This window comes from Bradyrhizobium genomosp. I (2014) (assembly GCF_000261685.1).
In the GTDB taxonomy this organism is placed as follows: domain Bacteria; phylum Pseudomonadota; class Alphaproteobacteria; order Rhizobiales; family Xanthobacteraceae; genus Bradyrhizobium.
Map to the genome: position 1 here is coordinate 1 of NZ_AJQE01000342.1, position 18,522 is coordinate 18,522.

The 18,522-nt window shown below is 65.0% G+C and carries 13 protein-coding genes; 11 read left to right on the forward strand and 2 right to left on the reverse strand.

Annotated features, from left to right (window positions below; all coding sequences use genetic code 11):
* From pbpC to IC50_RS30550, 5 genes are all read left to right on the forward strand, one after another.
* Nucleotides 1-1,859 (forward strand): penicillin-binding protein 1C (gene pbpC, locus IC50_RS30530; protein ID WP_035713780.1); only part of this gene is annotated, 1,859 nt, incomplete at its 5' end.
* Nucleotides 1,860-1,909: 50 nt separating this feature from the next.
* Entirely contained in the window at nt 1,910-3,652 is a 1,743-nt protein-coding gene (locus IC50_RS30535) for an ArnT family glycosyltransferase (RefSeq protein ID WP_035713782.1), read from the forward strand.
* 1 nt (nt 3,653) lies between these two features.
* Nucleotides 3,654-4,496 (forward strand): phosphatase PAP2 family protein, encoded by an 843-nt coding sequence (locus IC50_RS30540; protein WP_035713784.1) that lies wholly within the window; start codon nt 3,654-3,656, stop codon nt 4,494-4,496.
* Between the two features lie 61 nt (nt 4,497-4,557).
* Nucleotides 4,558-5,292: a glycosyltransferase family 2 protein gene (locus IC50_RS30545; protein ID WP_035713786.1), complete on the forward strand. Its 735-nt coding sequence runs from the start codon at nt 4,558-4,560 to the stop codon at nt 5,290-5,292.
* Nucleotides 5,289-5,627 (forward strand): lipid-A-disaccharide synthase N-terminal domain-containing protein, encoded by a 339-nt coding sequence (locus IC50_RS30550; RefSeq protein WP_035713788.1) that lies wholly within the window; start codon nt 5,289-5,291, stop codon nt 5,625-5,627. Before IC50_RS30545 ends, IC50_RS30550 begins: the two co-directional genes overlap by 4 nt.
* Nucleotides 5,628-5,690: 63 nt before the next feature.
* Here IC50_RS30550 and IC50_RS30555 read toward each other — a convergent pair whose 3' ends face one another.
* Together IC50_RS30555 and metC are read right to left on the reverse strand one after the other, a co-directional pair.
* Nucleotides 5,691-7,382: a Na/Pi cotransporter family protein gene (locus tag IC50_RS30555; RefSeq protein ID WP_035713790.1), complete on the reverse strand. Its 1,692-nt coding sequence runs from the start codon at nt 7,380-7,382 to the stop codon at nt 5,691-5,693.
* A gap of 177 nt (nt 7,383-7,559) precedes the next feature.
* A complete protein-coding gene (gene metC / locus IC50_RS30560; RefSeq protein ID WP_035713792.1) occupies nt 7,560-8,744 on the reverse strand; it encodes a cystathionine beta-lyase in 1,185 nt (394 codons plus the stop codon).
* Between the two features lie 394 nt (nt 8,745-9,138).
* Between metC and IC50_RS30565 the strand changes: the two genes are divergently transcribed.
* The 6 genes from IC50_RS30565 (at nt 9,139) to IC50_RS30590 (ending at nt 18,418) form a co-directional block, all read left to right on the forward strand.
* Nucleotides 9,139-10,155: an amino acid ABC transporter substrate-binding protein gene (locus IC50_RS30565; RefSeq protein ID WP_035713794.1), complete on the forward strand. Its 1,017-nt coding sequence runs from the start codon at nt 9,139-9,141 to the stop codon at nt 10,153-10,155.
* A 26-nt stretch (nt 10,156-10,181) separates the two neighbouring features.
* On the forward strand, nt 10,182-11,387 hold the full coding sequence (locus tag IC50_RS30570) for an amino acid ABC transporter permease (protein ID WP_035713796.1): 1,206 nt from the start codon (nt 10,182-10,184) through the stop codon (nt 11,385-11,387).
* Nucleotides 11,384-12,892 (forward strand): amino acid ABC transporter permease, encoded by a 1,509-nt coding sequence (locus IC50_RS30575; protein ID WP_035713814.1) that lies wholly within the window; start codon nt 11,384-11,386, stop codon nt 12,890-12,892. The genes IC50_RS30570 and IC50_RS30575 overlap by 4 nt, the downstream gene beginning before the upstream one ends.
* 11 nt (nt 12,893-12,903) lie before the next feature.
* Complete coding sequence (locus tag IC50_RS30580) at nt 12,904-13,641, forward strand: amino acid ABC transporter ATP-binding protein (RefSeq protein WP_035713798.1); 738 nt, start codon at nt 12,904-12,906, stop codon at nt 13,639-13,641.
* A gap of 99 nt (nt 13,642-13,740) precedes the next feature.
* Nucleotides 13,741-16,011, forward strand: coding sequence for an O-linked N-acetylglucosamine transferase family protein (locus tag IC50_RS30585; RefSeq protein ID WP_050991155.1), 2,271 nt, complete (start codon nt 13,741-13,743; stop codon nt 16,009-16,011).
* 163 nt (nt 16,012-16,174) lie between these two features.
* Nucleotides 16,175-18,418 (forward strand): O-linked N-acetylglucosamine transferase, SPINDLY family protein, encoded by a 2,244-nt coding sequence (locus IC50_RS30590; RefSeq protein WP_035713799.1) that lies wholly within the window; start codon nt 16,175-16,177, stop codon nt 18,416-18,418.
* The last annotated feature ends 104 nt before the right edge of the window (nt 18,419-18,522 follow it).

The window sequence follows — 18,522 nt, forward strand, 5'->3', positions numbered from 1 at the left end:
TCGATCCGACCTATCTGAAGCTGCTGTTCGCCTATGAGGACGAGCGCTTCTACGCCCACAACGGCCTCGACCCGCTGGCGCTGGGGCGCGCGGCGCTGCAACTCGGAACGCGCGGCCGCATCGTCTCGGGCGGCTCGACCATCACCATGCAGCTTGCGCGGCTGATGGAGCCGCGGCGCCATCGCTCGCTTCATGCGAAGCTGCGGCAGATCGTGCGCGCGATCGAGCTGGAGCGGACGCTGAGCAAGGAGCAGATCCTCGATCTCTATCTCGCGCTCGCGCCTTACGGCGGCAATCTCGAAGGCATCCGCGCGGCTTCGATCGCCTATCTCGGCAAGGAGCCGAAGCGGCTGTCGCTGGCCGAGGCCGCGCTGCTGGTGGCTCTGCCGCAATCGCCCGAGACGCGCCGGCTCGATCGCCATCCCGAGGCAGCCCGCATCGCCCGCGACCGCGTGCTCGACCGCATGGTCGGGGAGCATCAGGTCAGCGCGGAGGACGCGAAGCAGGCCAAGGCCGTTCCGATTCCGAAACTGCGCAAGCCGATGCCGATCCTGGCGCCGCATGCCTCCGACACCGCGCTTTCGACGGTCAAGGACAGGCCGGTCATCAAGCTGACCCTGGATGCGAACTTGCAGAAGGTGCTGGAGCCGCTGGCGCGCGACCGCGCCATCGCGCTGGGTGCGAACATCTCGGTCGGCATCATCGTGGTCGACAACGAGAGCGGCGACGTGCTCGCCCGCGTCGGCTCCGCCGATTATTTCGACGAGAGCCGGGCAGGGCAGGTCGACATGACCCGTGCGATCCGTTCGCCGGGCTCGACGCTGAAACCCTTCATCTACGGGCTCGCCTTCGAGGACGGTTTCGTCCATCCCGAGAGCCTGATCGAGGACCGGCCGGTTCGCTTCGGCTCCTACGCCCCGGAGAATTTCGACATGACCTTCCAGGGCACGGTGCCGGTGAAGAAGGCGCTGCAATTGTCGCTTAACGTGCCGGCCATCGTGCTGCTCGACCGCGTCGGCTCCAGCCGGTTGGCGTCGCGGCTGCGTCAGGCCGGCGGCAATCTGGTTCTGCCCAAGGACGAGGCGCCGGGGCTCGCCATGGGTCTCGGCGGGGTCGGCGTGACGCTTTGGGATCTCGCCCAGCTCTATGCGGGCTTCGCCCGCCTCGGCACCACCAGGCCGCTGCGCGAGGTCATGACGGACATGGACGACCGCGAGCCGCTCCGTCTGCTCGATCAGGTCGCGGCCTGGCAGGTCGGCAACGTGTTGCTGGGAACGCCACCGCCGGAGAACGCCGCTCACAACCGCATCGCCTTCAAGACCGGGACCTCCTACGGCTATCGCGACGCCTGGTCGGTCGGGTTCGACGGCCGGATGACCATCGGCGTCTGGGTCGGCCGGCCCGACGGCACCCCGGTTCCCGGCCTGATCGGGCGGGTCGCTGCCGCGCCGATCCTGTTCGATGCCTTTGCCAGGACCGGCAAGACGCTCGCCCCATTGCCGAAGGCGCCCAGGGGAACCCTGGTGGCCAGCAACGCCAAGCTGCCGCTGCCGCTGAAGCGGTTCCGCCCGGCCGGGGAACTGGTGCGCACCGGCAGCGAGCAGGCGCTGCACATTCAGTTTCCCCTCGACGGCTCGCGGATCGACGTCGATCGATCGGGTGGCCGGGAGAGCGCAGCCATGCCGGTCAAAGTCGCCGGCGGCGTACTGCCCATGACAGTCATGGTTAACGGCACCGCGCTCGGCGAGATCGACGGCCGCCGTCAGCGTCTGATCGATCCGCCCGGTCCGGGCTTTGCCCGGCTCACCGTGATCGACGCGACGGGCGCCGCGGACACAGTCGTCATTCGAATTCAATGACCCTGCCTCAAGCGGTTGTGGCGATGGCGGTTTCAGCGTAAGCGGAACCAATGGCCGAGACCTACCCAAGCCCCCGTTTTGGAGCCCCCCGCGAGTCGAAATCCCCCGCAAATCCGGGCAGCGGACTGGTGCGCATGCTCGACATCGCCACGGCCAGCCATGCGCGCGCGGTCGGCTTCCTGGTGCTGTGCGCGCTGCTGCTGTTCCTCCCGGGCTTCTTCACGATCCCGCCGATCGATCGTGACGAGGCACGGTTCGCCCAGGCCACCAAGCAGATGGTCGAGAGCGGCGACTATGTCGATATCCGCTTTCAGGAGGACGTCCGCTACAAGAAGCCGGTCGGCATCTACTGGTTGCAATCGGCGACCGTCGAAGCCGCATCGATGCTCAAGCTGCCGAAGGCTGAACTGCGGATCTGGGTCTACCGGCTGCCGTCGCTGATGGGCGCAATCGGCGCCGTGCTCATGACCTACTGGGCCGCGCTCGGCTTCGTCACGCGGCGCGCCGCGGTGCTGGCGGCGCTGATGATGTGCGCCTCCGTGCTGCTCGGCGTCGAGGCGCGGCTGGCAAAGACCGATGCGATGCTGCTGTTCTGCGTCGTCGCCGCGATGGGGGCGATGGCGCGGGCCTATCTGTCCTGGCAGCGCGCCGAGGACGAGACGCATCCGCCCTGGAGCTGGCCCGCGATCTTCTGGACCGCGCTCGCCGTCGGCATCCTGATCAAGGGTCCGCTGATCCTGATGTTCGCAGGCCTGTCCATCGTCGCGCTTGCGATCCAGGACCGCGACGCCTCCTGGCTGTGGAAGCTGCGCCCGCTCTGGGGGCTGATGTGGATGCTGGTGCTGGTGCTGCCCTGGTTCGTCGCGATCTTCTGGCGCGCGGGCGATGCCTTCTTCGCTGATTCCGTCGGCGGCGACATGCTGAGCAAGCTGGGGGCCCAGGAATCCCATGGCGCGCCGCCCGGACTGTACCTCGCGCTGTTCTGGATCACGTTCTGGCCGGGCGCGCCGCTCGCTGCGATGGCGGCGCCCGCGGTGTGGCGGGCGCGGCGCGAGCCGGGCGCGCAGTTCCTGCTGGCCTGGCTGGTCCCGTCCTGGATCGTGTTCGAGGCGGTGCTGACCAAGCTGCCGCACTACGTGCTGCCGCTCTATCCGGCGATCGCGATCCTCACCGCAGGCGCGGTGGAGCGGCGCGTGCTGTCGCGCTCCTGGTTGATGCGCGGTTCGGCCTGGTGGTTCGCGATCCCCGCGGCCGCCTCGATCATCGCCGTCGTCGGCGCGGTGATGCTGACGCGGCAGCCGGCCTTCGTGGCCTGGCCGTTCATCGCGGCCTCGCTGATCTTCGGCCTGTTCGCCTGGTGGCTCTACGACAACAACCGGGCCGAGCGCTCGCTGCTCAACGCGCTGGTCGCAGCCCTGATGCTGGCGGTGACCGTCTACGGCATCGTGCTGCCGTCACTGACGCCGCTATTTCCGAGCATCGAGATCGCGCGCGCGCTTCGCAACGTCAGCTGCGTCGGACCGAAGGCGGCTGCGGCCGGTTATCACGAGCCGAGCCTCGTGTTCCTGGTGGGCACCCAGACCTTGCTCACCGACGGCTCCGGTGCGGCGGATTTCCTGCGGCAGGGGAGCTGCCGCTTCGCGCTGATCGAGCAGCGCTCGGAGCGCAGCTTCGTGCAGCGCGCCGAGGCGACCGGGCTGCGCTACAAGGTCGGCGCGCGCATCGACGGCTATAACTTCTCGCAAGGGCGCGCGATCTCGATCTCGATCTTCCGCTCGGAAGGCACGGAGTAGGATGTCCGCGCCCGCCGACAGCGCGCGCGCGAGCTATGCCGCGCAATTGCTCGCCGTGTCGTGGCGTGCCCTGGCGCAGCTCGTGCGGTCGCCGTCGCATTCGCGCCGGGCCGAGGCTGCCCGAAAGCTGGCGCGGCATTCGTTGTGGCTGAGCGCAGCGGGCGCAGCGCTGGTCATCGTTCTGATGGTCGCGTTCGACCAGACCGAGATCCAGCTGATGCCGGCGCGCGGCACGCCCGGCCTGTGGCCGATCCGCATCCTCACCGATTTCGGCAAGGACGAGTATCTGCTGATCGTGCTGGGGGCTGCGCTGATGGCTGTGGCGTTCGTTGCTGCGGGGCTGCACGGGACTCGCCGCGCACTGCTGCTCGGCTTGGGCACGCGGCTCCAATACATGTTTCTGTCTGTTGCCGTGTCAGCGTTCGTCGGCGAGATCCTGAAATATCTCATCGGCCGCGGCCGCCCGTTCGTCGGAGGCAAGGCCAATCCGTTCAACTTTGTACCGTTCGAGGGAACGGGGGCTCATGCCAGCTTGCCGTCCGGGCATGCAGTAGCAGCGTTCGCCCTGGCATTTGCCGTGTCGGCATTGTGGCCGCGCCTGCGGGTGTTCATGTTCACTTACGCAATCGTGATCCTTTTGACGCGTCTCGTGCTGCTCGCGCATCATCCGAGCGACGTCGTGGCCGGCGCCCTGGTCGGCATGGTCGGCGCCATGGCGGTGCGCTACTGGTTCGCGGCCCGACGGCTCGGCTTTGCCATCCGCGCCGACGGCACCATCGTGCCTCTTCCGGGAGCGGCACCGGGCCGCCTCAAAAGGGTTGCCCACGGGGCATCCGCCCCATAAAAGCGGCTGCCTGCCGGACCGCCGGTTCCCGTGGCAGGCCAATTCCAACCACGAGCTTCATTTGTCGACGTCCCAGCCTTCGGTTTCCATCGTCGTTCCCGTGCGCAACGAAGCCGACAACATCGCACCGCTGATCGCGGAGATCGGCGCGGCGCTCGATGGCCGCTGGGCCTATGAGATCATCTACGTCAACGATGGCTCCACCGATGCGACCGGCGAGCGGCTTGCTGCGATCATGAAGCAGCGGAGCAATCTGCGCCAGCTCCGCCATGCCAGATCAGGCGGGCAATCGGCGGCCGTGCGCAGTGGTGTGCGTGCGGCGCGCGGGCAAATCGTGGCGACGCTCGACGGCGATGGCCAGAACAATCCCGTCTTCCTGCCGGACCTGATCGCGGCAGTCGAGAAAAGCGCGCGCGTCGGGCTGGCCGCCGGCCAGCGGATCGGGCGCAAGGACACCGGCTTCAAGAAGTTCCAGTCGCGCGTGGCGAACGGCGTTCGCAACGCGATCCTGAAGGACGGCACGCGCGATACCGGTTGCGGTCTGAAGGCATTCCGCCGCGACGTTTTCCTGATGATGCCCTATTTCGACGGGCTGCATCGCTTCCTGCCGGCGCTGGTCCGCCGCGAAGGCTACGACATCGCCTATGTCGACGTGATCGACCGGCCGCGTCATTCCGGCGTGTCGAACTACGGTTTCTTCGACCGGCTGTGGATCGGCATCATGGATCTCGCCGGCGTGTGGTGGCTGATCCGCCGCAAGAAGCCGACTCCTGAGGTGACCGAGGTGAACGCATGATCATTCAATACGGTCAGGCGCTGAGCAACTATCTCTACGACGTCTTCGTCGCCAAGTTCGATTTCTGGCTGGCATTCGGCCTCGTCGCGCAGCTGTTCTTCACCGCGCGCTTCCTGGTGCAATGGATCGCGAGCGAGCGCGCCGGCAACAGCGTGGTGCCGATGGCGTTCTGGTTCTGCTCGATGGGCGGCGGACTGATGACGCTGGTCTACGGCGTCGTGAAGCGCGAGCCGGTCATCATCCTCGGACAGTCGCTCGCGACCGTCATCTATGTCAGAAACATCATGTTGATCTGGAAGAACCGCGGCACCGCCTCGAAGACGCTGGACCGCTGATCCGGGCTCCCAAAACGACAATCTGAAGCGCGATTTGAGGATCCATCCTCATCGCATCGTGCTTCAGCGCGGCAACGCCGAGGCCGCGCCTGAGGCGGGCAGGGTGGCCGTATCCGCCTCCGTTCTGCGATAGGGCTCGCCGGCGGCGTCCAGCACGGGGTAGGCGACCGAGCAGATATGCGAATGGATACGCCTAAGGTCGCGCAGCACGTCGAGATGCAGCGACGTCGTTTCGATGGTTTCGGGTCGGCCTTCGCGCAGGCGGTCGAGATGCCGCTCGACCGCGGCAAGCTCGGTGTTGCGCAGCGCCGTCTTCTCCACCAGCAGCCTGCGCGCCTCGTTGGCGTCGCCCGACATGAACACGCCGAACGCGATCCGCAGCGAGTCCATGGTACGTTTGTGGAAGGCGGCGAGCTCGTCGGCCCCTTCCGCCGAGAACTGCAAGCGCCGCTTGATCTTCTTGGTGGCGAGCTCGCTCAGACTCTTGTCGATGATGTCGCCGATATGTTCGAGGTTGATGGCGAAGGAGATGATCTCCATCGCGCGCCGTCCTTCGCTCTCGTCGAGGCTGCCCCGCATGAGCTTGGTCACGTAGAGCTTGATGGCCTCGTCGAGACCGTCGACGAGATTGTCCATCTTGGAGACCTGGTCGACCAGCGCGCGGTCGCCCGTCATCATCGCGGCCATCACCTTGCGCAGCATGACCTCGACGAGGTCGCCCATGCGCAATGTCTCGCGGGCGGCGTCGGCGAGAGCCAGTGACGGCGTCTCCAGCGCGGTCTCGTCGAGATAGCGCGGTCGGGCGGGGTCAGCCTCCCGCACGCGATCGGGCAACAGGCGGGTGAGCAGGCGCGACATGGTGTCGAGCAGGCCGATGAAGACGACGGCCGTGCCGACATTGAAGGCGATGTGGAAAGCCGCCGTCATCCTGGCCAGATCGGGCTGCCAGGCATGCATGTGCTCGGCGATTGCATCCAGGAAGGGCAGGACGACGGCAATCCCGACCACGCGGTTGACGAGATTGCCGACCGGCAGCCGGTAGCTCGCGGGATCGTCACGCTTGGCGCCCTCGAACACGGGATTGATGGCGCTGCCGAGATTGGCGCCGAGCACCAGCGCCAGCGCCGCATCGGGCGAGATGAACTGCGAATAGGCCAGCGACATGATCAGCAGCACGCTGGCGACACTCGAATGCACAGCCCAGGTGACGAGGGCGGCGATGACGATGCACAGGATTGGATCGGTTGTGATGGCCGACATCACGACGCGGACGCCGGGGGCGTTTTCCGCCGGCGCCAGCGTGTCGAGCAGGATGTGCAGCGAGAGCAGCATCAGGCCGAGGCCGATGCAGACACGGCCGATGTCCTTGATCCGGGATCGCGGGCCGGAGCGGAAGGCGACGAGTCCGAGCACGAACAGCACCGGCGCAACAGCTGCGATGTTGAACGACAGCACCTGCACGATCAGCGTCGTGCCGACATTGGCTCCCAGCATGATAGCGAGCGCAGCGGCGAGGCTGACGAGGCCCTCGGCCGCGAACGAAGAGGTGATCAACGCCGTCGCCGTGCTGCTCTGGAGCAGCGCGGTGAGCCCGAGGCCGGCGGCGAAGGCGCTGGCGCGGTTGCTCAGCGCCTTGCCGAGCAAGCGCCGCAGGTCGGGACCGAAGGCGCGCAAAATGCCGCTGTGGACCATGTGCAGGCCCCACAACAACAGGGCAACGCCGCCCATGAGATCGAGCAGAACCAACGTTCCCATGCTCCGAGTCCGGATTGGAGTCGATTGGCGAGGCTAGCGCCAAACGGGAGCGGATCAAACTCTTTGTTGGCGCGTCGGCGTTAACGTTTGCGGCGGCGGCGCGTTCCCGCGGCGCGCGATTGCGCGTCCGCTGGAGCGTGTTGCGGCGTCCCGAGGCGTACTGCCCCGTGAGCAGGCTCACATTGCCGCATTCAGGGCAGCGAAGCCGCGATCGAGATCGGCCTTGAGGTCGTCGACACTCTCCAGCCCGATGTGGAGACGCAGCGTCGGGCCGCCGGGCGCCCACTTGGTCGCGGTGCGATAGGCATCGCAATCGAAGGGGATCGCGAGGCTCTCGAAGCCGCCCCAGGAGAAGCCCATGCCGAACAGCTTCAGCGTATCGAGCATGGTGTCGACGGCTTTCTGCGGCGCGGGCTTCAGCACGATGCTGAACAGGCCCGACGCACCGGTGAAGTCGCGCTTCCAGATCGCATGGCCGGGATGGGTCTCGAGCCCCGGATGCAGCACGCGCGCGACCTCGGGCCGGCCAGCCAGCCAGCGCGCCATGTCGAGCCCGGAGCGATGATGCTGCGCCAGCCGCACCGCCAGCGTGCGCAGACCGCGCAGCGCCAGGAAGACGTCGTCGGGGCCCGCGCAGACGCCGAGCAGGCGGATGCCCTCGCTGACCTGTGGCCATGCCCTGGCATTGGCCGAGATCGTGCCGAACATGATGTCGGAATGGCCGCCGATATATTTGGTGGCCGCCTGCATGCTGATGTCGACGCCCTGCTCGAGCGAGCGGTGATAGAGCGGGGTCGCCCAGGTGTTGTCGTCGATGACGAGCGCGCCGCGCCCATGCGCGACCTCGGCGATGGCGCGGATGTCGGGCATCTCGAACGACTGCGAGCCTGGCGCCTCGACCAGCACAGCGCGCGTGTTGGGCTTGAACAGCTTGTCGATGCCCGGGCCGATCAGCGGATCGAAATAGCTGGTCTCGACGCCGTAGCGGGCGAGCATTCCGTTGCAGAAATTGCGCGAAGGCCGATAGATGTTGTCGCAGACCAGGAGGTGATCGCCGGCCTTCAGCACCGAGAGCAGGGTGGTTGAGATTGCGGCCAGGCCCGACGGCGTGATGCCGACGCCAGCACATTGCGGGCCCTCGAGCGCCATCAGCGCCTCCTGGAAGGCCTTGGTGGTGGGCGTGCCGTGGCGACCGTACTGGAACTCGCCGCGATGGGCGTGCAGGTCCTCGGCGGTCGGATAGAGCACGGTCGAGCCATGGAAGACCGGCGGATTGACGAACCCCTTCTGCGCCTTGGTGTCTCGGCCGGAGGTGACCAGCCGGGTCTCGGCGTGCTGCTCTTGGGGATGCGAAGAATCCATGCGTCTGCTTTCAAAATCGCGTTTCCACCGGACGCGACGCGCCCGCGGGGTTGGCCGAAAGGCCGTCGTCGTTAATAACAGAACACAGAAGAGTCTCGTCAACCCCTTGACCCGGCAGGCCAGTCGTTCTGTGATGCGCGGGTGCTGTTCAGTCGCCGCATGTTGAGGGGCCTGCCGCGACCTTCGATCCATCGTCTGGCCGGACGAGGCGCCACGGCCGTAACGGTGGGCGCCCGCGACGGGGACTAAGGTATGGCCTCCCGGGATCGGCGGGTGTTCGGCAAGGTTTTCCAGCATGACTCTTGCAGGCTAGCCTCGGTACGACTAGCCCTGGCAGGGATGACCCTGAAGACAACATCCTGACCTTGAGACGACCTTGAAAGGCCCAAAGCCCATGAAACGCGCAACCCTGGCTCTCACCCTTGCTCTCGCCGCCGGCCTCTCCGCCCAAGCCGCCGATGCGCAAACGCTCAAGACTGTCAAGGACCGGGGCATGCTGTCCTGCGGCGTCAGCCAGGGCCTGCCCGGCTTCTCCTCCCCCGACGACAAGGGCAACTGGACCGGCATCGACGTCGACGTCTGTCGCGCCATCGCCGGCGCGATCTTCAACGATCCGACCAAGGTCAAGTACGTGCCGCTGTCGGCCAAGGACCGCTTCACGGCGCTGCAGTCCGGCGAGATCGACGTGCTCTCGCGCAACACCACCTGGACCATCTCGCGCGACACCTCGCTCGGCGCCAATTTCACCGGCGTGACCTATTATGACGGGCAGGGCTTCATGGTGAAGAAGTCGCTCAAGGTGAATTCGGCACTCGAGCTCAACAGCGCCTCGGTCTGCGTGCAGACCGGCACTACCACCGAGCAGAATCTCGCCGACTACTTCAAGGCAAACAACATGAAGTACGAGGTGATCGCCTTCGCCACCAACGACGAAACCGTCAAGGCCTATGAAGCCGGCCGCTGCGACGTCTTCACCACCGACCAGTCGGGCCTGTACGCCAATCGTCTGAAGCTGGCCAAGCCCAACGACCACATGGTGCTCCCCGAGATCATCTCGAAGGAGCCGCTCGGTCCGATGGTGCGCCACGGCGATGACCAGTGGTTCGACATCGTGAAATGGACGCTGTTTGCGATGATCACCGCCGAAGAGCTCGGCGTCACCTCGAAGAACGTCGACGAGAAGGCGAAACTGGAAAATCCAGAGCTGAAGCGCGTCCTTGGTACCGACGGCAATTTCGGCGAACAGCTCGGCCTGACCAAGGATTGGGTGGTGCGGATCGTGAAGGCGGTCGGCAATTACGGCGAGGTGTTCGATCGCAACGTCGGCGCGGGCTCGCCGCTCGCCATCAATCGCGGCCTCAACAATCTCTGGAACAAGGGCGGTCTTCAGTACGCGCCGCCGATCCGCTGATCACCCCCTGATCGGTCGGCAGCGGCATGAGCACCGAGGCCCGAAAACCGCCGCCCCAGATCGCTCTGAAGATCCGGCGCATTCTGGGCGGCAAGGCAGGCTGGAACGGCGTGGCCGTCCAGTTTGCCTTCGCGGCGATCCTGGGCTGGATCGGCTACGAGATCGTCTCCAATGCTCGCGCCAATCTTGAGAACCAGCACATCGCCGCCGGCTTCGGCTTCCTCAGGAACAATGCCGGCTTCGACGTCAACCAGACCCTGATCCCCTATACCGGCTCGGACACGTTCCTGCGCGTGTTCGTGGTTGGGCTCTTGAACACGCTCGTCGTCTCCGTGGTGGGCATCGTCTTCGCCACATTGATCGGCTTCATCGTCGCGCTGTGTCGACTGTCGCCCAATTGGCTGTTGTCGCGTGTCGGCGAGATCTATGTCGAGGTCATCCGCAACCTGCCGCTGCTGTTCCAGATCCTGTTCTGGTACCTCGCGGTGCTCGCGGCCTTGCCCAATCCGCGGCAGAGCATCTCCCTGTTCGGCATTGCCTTCATCAGCAATCGCGGACTCGTCATTCCGCGCCCGGTCGGCGAGAGCGGCCTCGAGCCGTTCCTGGCGATGCTGGCGCTCGGCATCGCGGCGTCTCTGGCCCTGCACTTCCATGCGCGGCGCGCGTTGATTCAGCAGGGACGGCTGATCCGGATCTGGCCCTATATACTGGGTCTGCTGTTCGGACTGCCGCTTGTCACCATGCTGGTATCGGGTCTGCCGTTTACCTTCGAGATGCCCCAGCTCAAGGGATTCAACTTTGCCGGCGGCTCACGCATCATCCCGGAATTCGTGGCGCTGACGGTGGCGTTGTCGACCTATACCGCCGCCTTCATCGCCGAGATCGTGCGCGCCGGCATCCTGTCCGTTCACAAGGGGCAGATGGAGGCGGGATCCTCGCTCGGTCTCAGCCGCGGCGCCACGCTCCGCCTCATCGTCGTGCCGCAGGCCATGCGTGTCATCGTGCCGCCGCTGACCAACCAATATCTCAATCTCACCAAAAACTCGTCGCTGGCGGTCGCGATCGGCTATCCTGACCTGGTGTCGGTGTTCGCCGGCACGTCGCTGAGCCAGACCGGGCAGGCGATCGAGATCATCGCCATGACGATGGGCGTCTATCTCCTGATCTCGCTCTTCACCAGCGCCGTCATGAGCGTCTACGGTTGGCGCGTCAGCCGGAGTCTCGGCGCGTGACCGACATCACCCCCAGCAGCTTCGTCCGCAAGGACCTGCTCGCCGAGCGCCCCGCGCCGGTCAAGACCACGGGCTTGATCGGCCTGATGCGCACGCGCCTGTTCAACTCGCCGACCAATATCCTGCTCACGATCCTGGGCGCCCTGCTGCTCTGGTTCACCATCGTTCCTTCCGTCAAGTTCCTGATGGTCGATGCGGTCTGGAGCGGGCAGGACCGCACCGCTTGCCTGACCGAGAACGCCGGCTTTGCGGTCGGCGCCTGCTGGCCCTACATCCAGGCGAAACTCCCGCAACTGATCTACGGCTTCTATCCCGAGGCCGAGCGCTGGCGGGTCAATCTCACATTCGTCCTGGCGGCGGTCCTGCTGGTGCCGTTGCTCATACCGCGCCTGCCGGCGAAGGGAATCAGCGCCAGTCTGTTCTTCGTCGCCTTTCCGGTCGTCGCATTCTTCCTGCTGTACGGCGGCGGCATCAAGGGCTTCGGCATCAACTGGACGGCCGGCCTGCTGCAACTGTTCGATGAAAGCATCCTCAGTGCCGGGCAGGCGCTGGTCAGCCTGAGCAAGACGTCCGCCATCGCTCCGCTGCTGTGGGGCGTCGGAAGCCTCATCGTGCTGGTCGGCGAAGTGATCTCCTGGTTGATCTTCCCGTTCACCTGGCTCCGCGATCATATCCAGGGGATGGGACAGCCGGTCTGGGCCGATTTCGCCGTCACGGCCGCGATTGTCTGCCTGACCGCCTTCGTCCTTGGCGCCGGCGGGCGGGCTCTGGCGTCCAGCATCGCCACCTTCACCGCCATCGCGATCGTCATCAGGCTGATGGGACTCGATCGCGGCGGATTGCCGGTCGTGGCGACCAATCTATGGGGCGGTCTACTGGTGACGCTGGTGGTCTCCGTCACCGGCATCGTCACCTCGCTGCCGATCGGCATCGCGCTGGCGCTCGGCCGCCGTTCCACCATTCCGCTGATCCGGATCTTCTCGATCGCCTTCATCGAGTTCTGGCGCGGCGTGCCGCTGATCACCGTGCTGTTCTTCGCCACCTACATGTTGCCCCTGTTCCTTCCCGGCAATTTCACCGTCGACGGTCTCGTCCGCGCGCTGATCGGCATTGCTCTGTTCACCGGCGCCTATCAGGCCGAGAACGTCCGCGGCGGGCTCGCTGCGATCCCGCGCGGGCAAAGCGAGGCGGCGGCCGCCCTCGGACTGTCCTGGTGGAAAACGACCTCCCTGATCGTGCTGCCGCAGGCGCTGCGCCACGTCATTCCGAACCTCGTCAACAGCTTCATCTCGCTGTTCAAGGACACCTCGCTGGTCTCGATCGTGGCGCTGTTCGACCTCTTGGGTTCACTCCGCGCCTCGTTCTCGGATCCGAAATGGTCGACGCAGTCGACGGCGTTCACCGGCTTCGCCTTCGCCGGGATCATCTACTTCATCTTCTGCTTTGGAATGTCGCGCTACTCGCTGTTCGTCGAGCACCGCCTCAACGCCCACCGCCGCAGCTGATCGAGGCCATCATGTCCGACTCCATCGTCAAGATTTCCGGCCTGAACAAATGGTACGGTGAATTCCACGTCCTGCGTGACATCGACCTGGCGGTCGAGAAGGGCGAGCGCATCGTGATCTGCGGCCCCTCGGGTTCGGGCAAGTCGACGTTGATCCGCTGCATCAATGCGCTGGAGGAATTCCAGGAGGGCGAGATCGTCGTCGACGGCATCGAACTCGGTCCCAACCTCAAGCACGTCGATGCCGTGCGCCGCGAAGTCGGCATGGTGTTCCAGAGCTTCAATCTGTTCCCGCATTTGACCGTGCTCGACAATTGCACGTTGGCGCCGATCTGGGTTCGCAACATCCCCAAGAAGGATGCCGAGACGACCGCGATGAAATTTCTGGAGCGGGTCAAGATCCCGCACCAGGCCAACAAGTTTCCGGGCCAGATGTCCGGCGGCCAGCAGCAGCGCGTCGCGATCGCCCGCGCGCTGACCATGAACCCGAAGGTGATGCTGTTCGACGAGCCGACCTCGGCGCTCGACCCCGAGATGGTCAAGGAGGTGCTCGACACCATGGTCGACCTCGCCAAGGAGGGCATGACCATGCTCGTCGTCACCCATGAGATGGGCTTTGCCCGCGAGGTCGCCAACCGCGTCGTGTTCATGGACGCCGGCCAGATCATCGAGGCCAACACCCCGAACGAGTTCTTCGCCAGCCCTCAGCATGCCCGCACAAAACTGTTCCTGAGCCAGATTCTGCGGTGAGCACCTGCAATCTCGGCGGCCCCGCGGTCCAACTGACCGCAAGCCTGGCACCATGCGAATCGGCTTGCCTCTTTTCGGACCATACTCCGGAGAGAGACCTTGCAGAGCAGTGCCGGCGCACGCGCATACCAGAATGCGCGACTGGAAAAGAAGCTGAAGAAGCAGGCGGACGCCGTCATGGCCTTCGCGATCGAGGCACTCGGGCAGGGCAGACTTGCCGAGGCCGAGACACTCTGCCGCGAGATCCTGAAGGAGGTTCCGGATCATTTCCACGCCACGCACCTGCTCGGCCTGCGCGCGTTCGATGGCGGGCGGCTCGATGAGGCGGAATTCTTGCTCGATCGTGCGGCCGCGCTCGATCCGCGTTCGCCGGATGCGCATGGCAATCTCGGAGCGGTATATTTCGCGCTCGGGAGATTTCAGGACGCCCGCGCATGCCAGAAGAAGGCCATTGCGCTGAAACCGAATTGTCCGATTACCCTGACCGGTCTCGGCAATACGCTGCTGCACATCGGTCTTGGCGAAGAGGCGATCGGGCTGCACCAACGCGCGATCAGGCTGCGGCCGGACTATGCCGATGCATTTTGCAACCGCGGCATGGCCGAACTGATGGCCGGCAAGCTCGAGCGCGCAAAGGAGAGCTTCGATCGCGCCCTGTCGTTTCAGCCGCGACATGCGGAGGCGATCGCCGGCAAGGGCATGGTGAGCCTCGAACTCAGGCACTTCGAGGAGGCGGCCGCCGCTTTCGGCGCAGCGCTCGCGATCAAGCCGGGTTCACCGAGGATTCTGCTGCAGCGCGGACGACTCAATCTAAGCCTGTCACGGCTGGAGCAGGCGGCCGCGGACCTCGATGGGGCGCTGGCGCAATCGCCACGGCTCGAGCTCGCGCTGTGCTGGAGGGCGCAGATCGACATCCTCGTGGGGAACACGGCGCAGGCGATGGCGGGCGTCAAGACGCTGCTCGAGGTCAATCCGCGATCCGAGATGGGAATGGCGCTTCTGGCGGCTTGCCATGTGAACCAGGGAGACATCGCGACGGCGCTGGCGCATCTCGACGCGGCGCTGGAGATCGCGCCGGACTTTCCGGAGGCCATCGGGTACAAGATCTTCGTGCTGGACTACCTGCCGGAGGCTGATTTCGCAGCCCAGCAGGCGGCGCGAAGATACTGGTGGGATGCGATCGGCGCCAAGCTTCCGCAAAGGACGCTGCTGCCGCGCCGGCTCGATCCGGACCGGCGGATCGTGATCGGATACGTCGCGTCCGAATTCAGGAACCACTCGGCTGCGTATTCTCTGTTGCCGGTGCTGCGCCATCATGATCACGCCAAGTTCAAGATCGTCTGCTATTCGTGCTGGCCGCTGCAGGACGAGATGACCGAGAGATTCAAGCCTCTCGCGGACATCTGGGTCGATGCCGCGCAGCTTTCGGACGACGAACTGGCCGATCGTATCCAGGCCGATGGGATCGATATTCTGATCGACGTGTCCGGGCATACCACCGGCAGCAGGCTCCATGTTTTCGCACGGAAGCCGGCGCCCATCCAGGTCACGGGCTTCGGTCATGCCACCGGGACCGGCCTTCAGACCATGGACTACGTGCTGGCGGATCCGATCTTCATTCCGCAATCGGCGCGGCATATGCTGGCCGAAAAGGTCCATGATCTGCCCTGCCTGATCACGATCGATCCCATCCTGGACGTGCCGCCTTCGGAGCTTCCCATGCTCCGCAACGGCCATGTGACCTTTGGCGTGTTCAACCGCATCTACAAGATCTCGGACGAGGCCATCCGGGTGTGGTCGAACGTGATGCGCGCGGTGAGCGGATCGAAGATCATCGTCAAGAACGGATTGCTCGACGATCCCTTGCTGCGCGACCGCCTGGTCGCACGATTCGTGGAACAGGGCATCGCCGAAGAAAACATCATCTGCATGGGTTCGACCTCGCGCGCCGAGCATCTGCGGGCCTTTGCGAATGTCGACATTTCGCTCGATACGTTTCCGCAAAATGGCGGCATCAGCACCTGGGAATCGTTCTATGCGGGCGTTCCGGTCGTTGCCAAGCTCGGCAACGGCGCCTCGTCACGCGCCGGCGGTTCGATCGTCGCGGCCGTCGGTCTTGGCGACTGGGTCGCCGAGAACGATGAGGGCTATGCCGCGATCGCGCGCAAATATGCGGCGCAGCCGACCCATCTGGCGAAGCTGCGCGCAGAATTACCGGCCCGGATCGCAGCCTCGCCCGCCGGCAACGTCGAGAGCTACACGCGCGAGGTCGAGGCAAGCTATCGTCAATTCTGGCGGGACTATTGTGCCACGGCCCCGGAAGGCGCCTGGCGTAGGCCACATATTGGGAACGTCCATGACCTGGCATGATCGAGCATTGGTTTTGGACGGGCGCGCACCCGAACTGTTCCTGAGCCGGATTTTGGCCTGGGGACCGGGAAAACCCGGGGAGCCTTGCCGCTCCAGCCGACCGGGCGGGCCTGGACGACGAATCAGCTAGACTCTCCGTGCGGCTATCTTCCGGAGAGACACCTTGCAGAGCAGCGGCGCCGGCGCGCGCGCATTCCAGAACGCGCGATTGCAGAAGAAATTGATGAAGCAGGCGGATGCCATCATTTCCGCCGCAGCCGCTGCCTATGGCCAGGGCCGATATGCGGAGACCGAGGCGCTTTGTCGCGAGATCCTCAAAGCGCTGCCGGATCATTTCGATGCCACGCATTTGCTCGGCCTGTGCGCGCATGACGGCAGGCGCCTGGAGGAGGCGCAACTGCTGCTCGAGCGCGCGATTGCGCTCGATCCGCGTTCGCACGAGGCCTACAGCAACCTCGCAACCGTCTACTTCGACCTGAAGAAATTCGAGGATGCGCGCAGGTGCCAGGAGAAGGCCATCGCGCTGAAGCCGAACTTTCCGCTGGCTCTCACCAACCTCGGCAATACGTTGCTGCATATGAATCTGCCCGAACAGGCGATTGAACTGCACGATCGCGCCATCCGCCTGAAGCCGGACTATGCCGATGCCTTCTGCAATCGCGGCATGGCCGAACTGATGACGGGGCAGTTCGAGCGTGCCAACGAAAGTTTCGATCGCGCCCTGTTGTTTCAGCCGCGTCACGCGGAAGCGATTGCCGGCAAGGGCATGGTGAGCATCGAGCGTCGGCACTACGATGAGGCGGAAGCCGCACTCGCGGCAGGGCTCGCGATCAAGCCCAACTCGGCGAGGATGCTGGCGCAACGCGGGCGGCTCAATTTCGACCTATCGCGCCTGGAACAGGCGGCCGCCGATTTCGACGCGGCGCTTGTGCAATCGCCTACGCTCGAGCTGGCGCTGCGCGGGAAGGCGCAGGTCAATATTCTGCTGGGAAACACGGCGCAGGCGATTGCGGCCGTCAAGACATTGCTGGTGGAAAATCCGCGGTCCGAGATCGGAATGGCGCTGCTGGCGTCGTGCCATGCGAGCCAGGGTGACATTGCAACGGCGCTTCGGCATCTCGATGCCGCGCTCGAACTCAGCCCGGGCTATTCGGACGCGATCGCACGCAAGATATTCTTGCTGGATTATCTTTCCGAAGCCGGCTTCGCGGTTCAGCAGGAGGCCCGAAAATCCTGGTGGGATGCGGTCGGCGCCAAATTGCCGCGAAGGACGTTGGCGCCGCGCCAGCTCGATCCGGACAGGCGCATCGTGATCGGCTATGTCGCCTCCGAATTCAGGAACCACTCGGCCGCGCTCACTCTGTTGCCGGTGCTGCGCCATCATGATCACGCGAGGTTCGAGATCATCTGCTATTCCTGCTGGCCGTTGGCGGATGAGATGACCGAACGATTCAAGCCTTTGGCGGACGTCTGGGTCGAAGCCGGTCAGCTTTCGGACGACGAGCTGGCCGACCGCGTCCAGGCCGACAAGGTCGATGTCCTGATCGACGTATCGGGGCATACGACCGGAAACAGGCTCCATGTCTTCGCTCGCAAGCCCGCGCCGATCCAGGTCACGGGTTTCGGACATGCCACCGGGACCGGCCTTCAGACCATGGACTATGTGCTCGCGGATCCGGTCTTCATTCCGCAATCGGCCCGACATCTGCTCGTCGAGAGGGTTCACGATCTACCCTGCCTGATCACGATCGAACCCGTGCTGGACGTGCCGCCGTCGGAACTGCCTATGCTCCGCAACGGCTATGTGACCTTCGGCGTGTTCAACCGCATCTACAAGATCTCGGACGAAGCGATCCGGGTGTGGTCGAAGGTGATGCGCGCGGTGACCGGATCGAAGATCATCATCAAGCACGGGCTGCTCGACGATCCCTTGCTGCGCGACAGCCTGGTTGCGCGGTTCGTGGCGCACGGCATCGCAGCAGGGAATATCACCTGCATGGGCTCGACCTCGCGCCACGAACATCTGCTGGCCTTCGCGAATGTCGACATTTCGCTCGATACGTTCCCGCAAAACGGCGGTATCAGCACCTGGGAATCCCTTTATGCAGGCGTTCCGGTCGTCGCCAAGCTCGGCAACGGCGCCTCGTCGCGCGCCGGCGGTTCGATCGTGGCTGCCGTCGGCCTCAACGATTGGGTCGCGGAGGATGACGAGGGCTATGCCGCAATCGCGTGCAAATATGCGGCGCAGCCCGCTTATCTCGCGAAGCTGCGCGCAGAATTGCCGGCCCAGATCGCAGCTTCGCCCGCCGGCAATGTCGAGATCTACACGCGGAAGGTCGAGGCGGGGTATCGCCAGTTTTGGCGCGACCATTGTGCTGCGGCCTCGGAACGCGGCAAGGTGGCGTAGGCGCTGAGGACCGGAAAATCCCGGATGCGATGCTGCTCCAGCGACCGGCGGGCCGGACCTGCGAATCAGCTAGACTCCCTTCGGGCCATCCTTCGGAGAGAATC

Bases quoted from the DNA above. Each gene is read 5' to 3' on its own strand.
- IC50_RS30565 (WP_035713794.1), top strand. From the start codon at position 9,139: ATGAAACGCGCAACCCTGGCTCTCACCCTTGCTCTCGCCGCCGGCCTC.
- IC50_RS30535 (WP_035713782.1), top strand. From the start codon at position 1,910: ATGGCCGAGACCTACCCAAGCCCCCGTTTTGGAGCCCCCCGCGAGTCG.
- IC50_RS30540 (WP_035713784.1), top strand. From the start codon at position 3,654: ATGTCCGCGCCCGCCGACAGCGCGCGCGCGAGCTATGCCGCGCAATTG.
- IC50_RS30550 (WP_035713788.1), top strand. From the start codon at position 5,289: ATGATCATTCAATACGGTCAGGCGCTGAGCAACTATCTCTACGACGTC.
- IC50_RS30570 (WP_035713796.1), top strand. From the start codon at position 10,182: ATGAGCACCGAGGCCCGAAAACCGCCGCCCCAGATCGCTCTGAAGATC.
- IC50_RS30555 (WP_035713790.1), bottom strand. From the start codon at position 7,382: ATGGGAACGTTGGTTCTGCTCGATCTCATGGGCGGCGTTGCCCTGTTG.
- metC (WP_035713792.1), bottom strand. From the start codon at position 8,744: ATGGATTCTTCGCATCCCCAAGAGCAGCACGCCGAGACCCGGCTGGTC.
- IC50_RS30580 (WP_035713798.1), top strand. From the start codon at position 12,904: ATGTCCGACTCCATCGTCAAGATTTCCGGCCTGAACAAATGGTACGGT.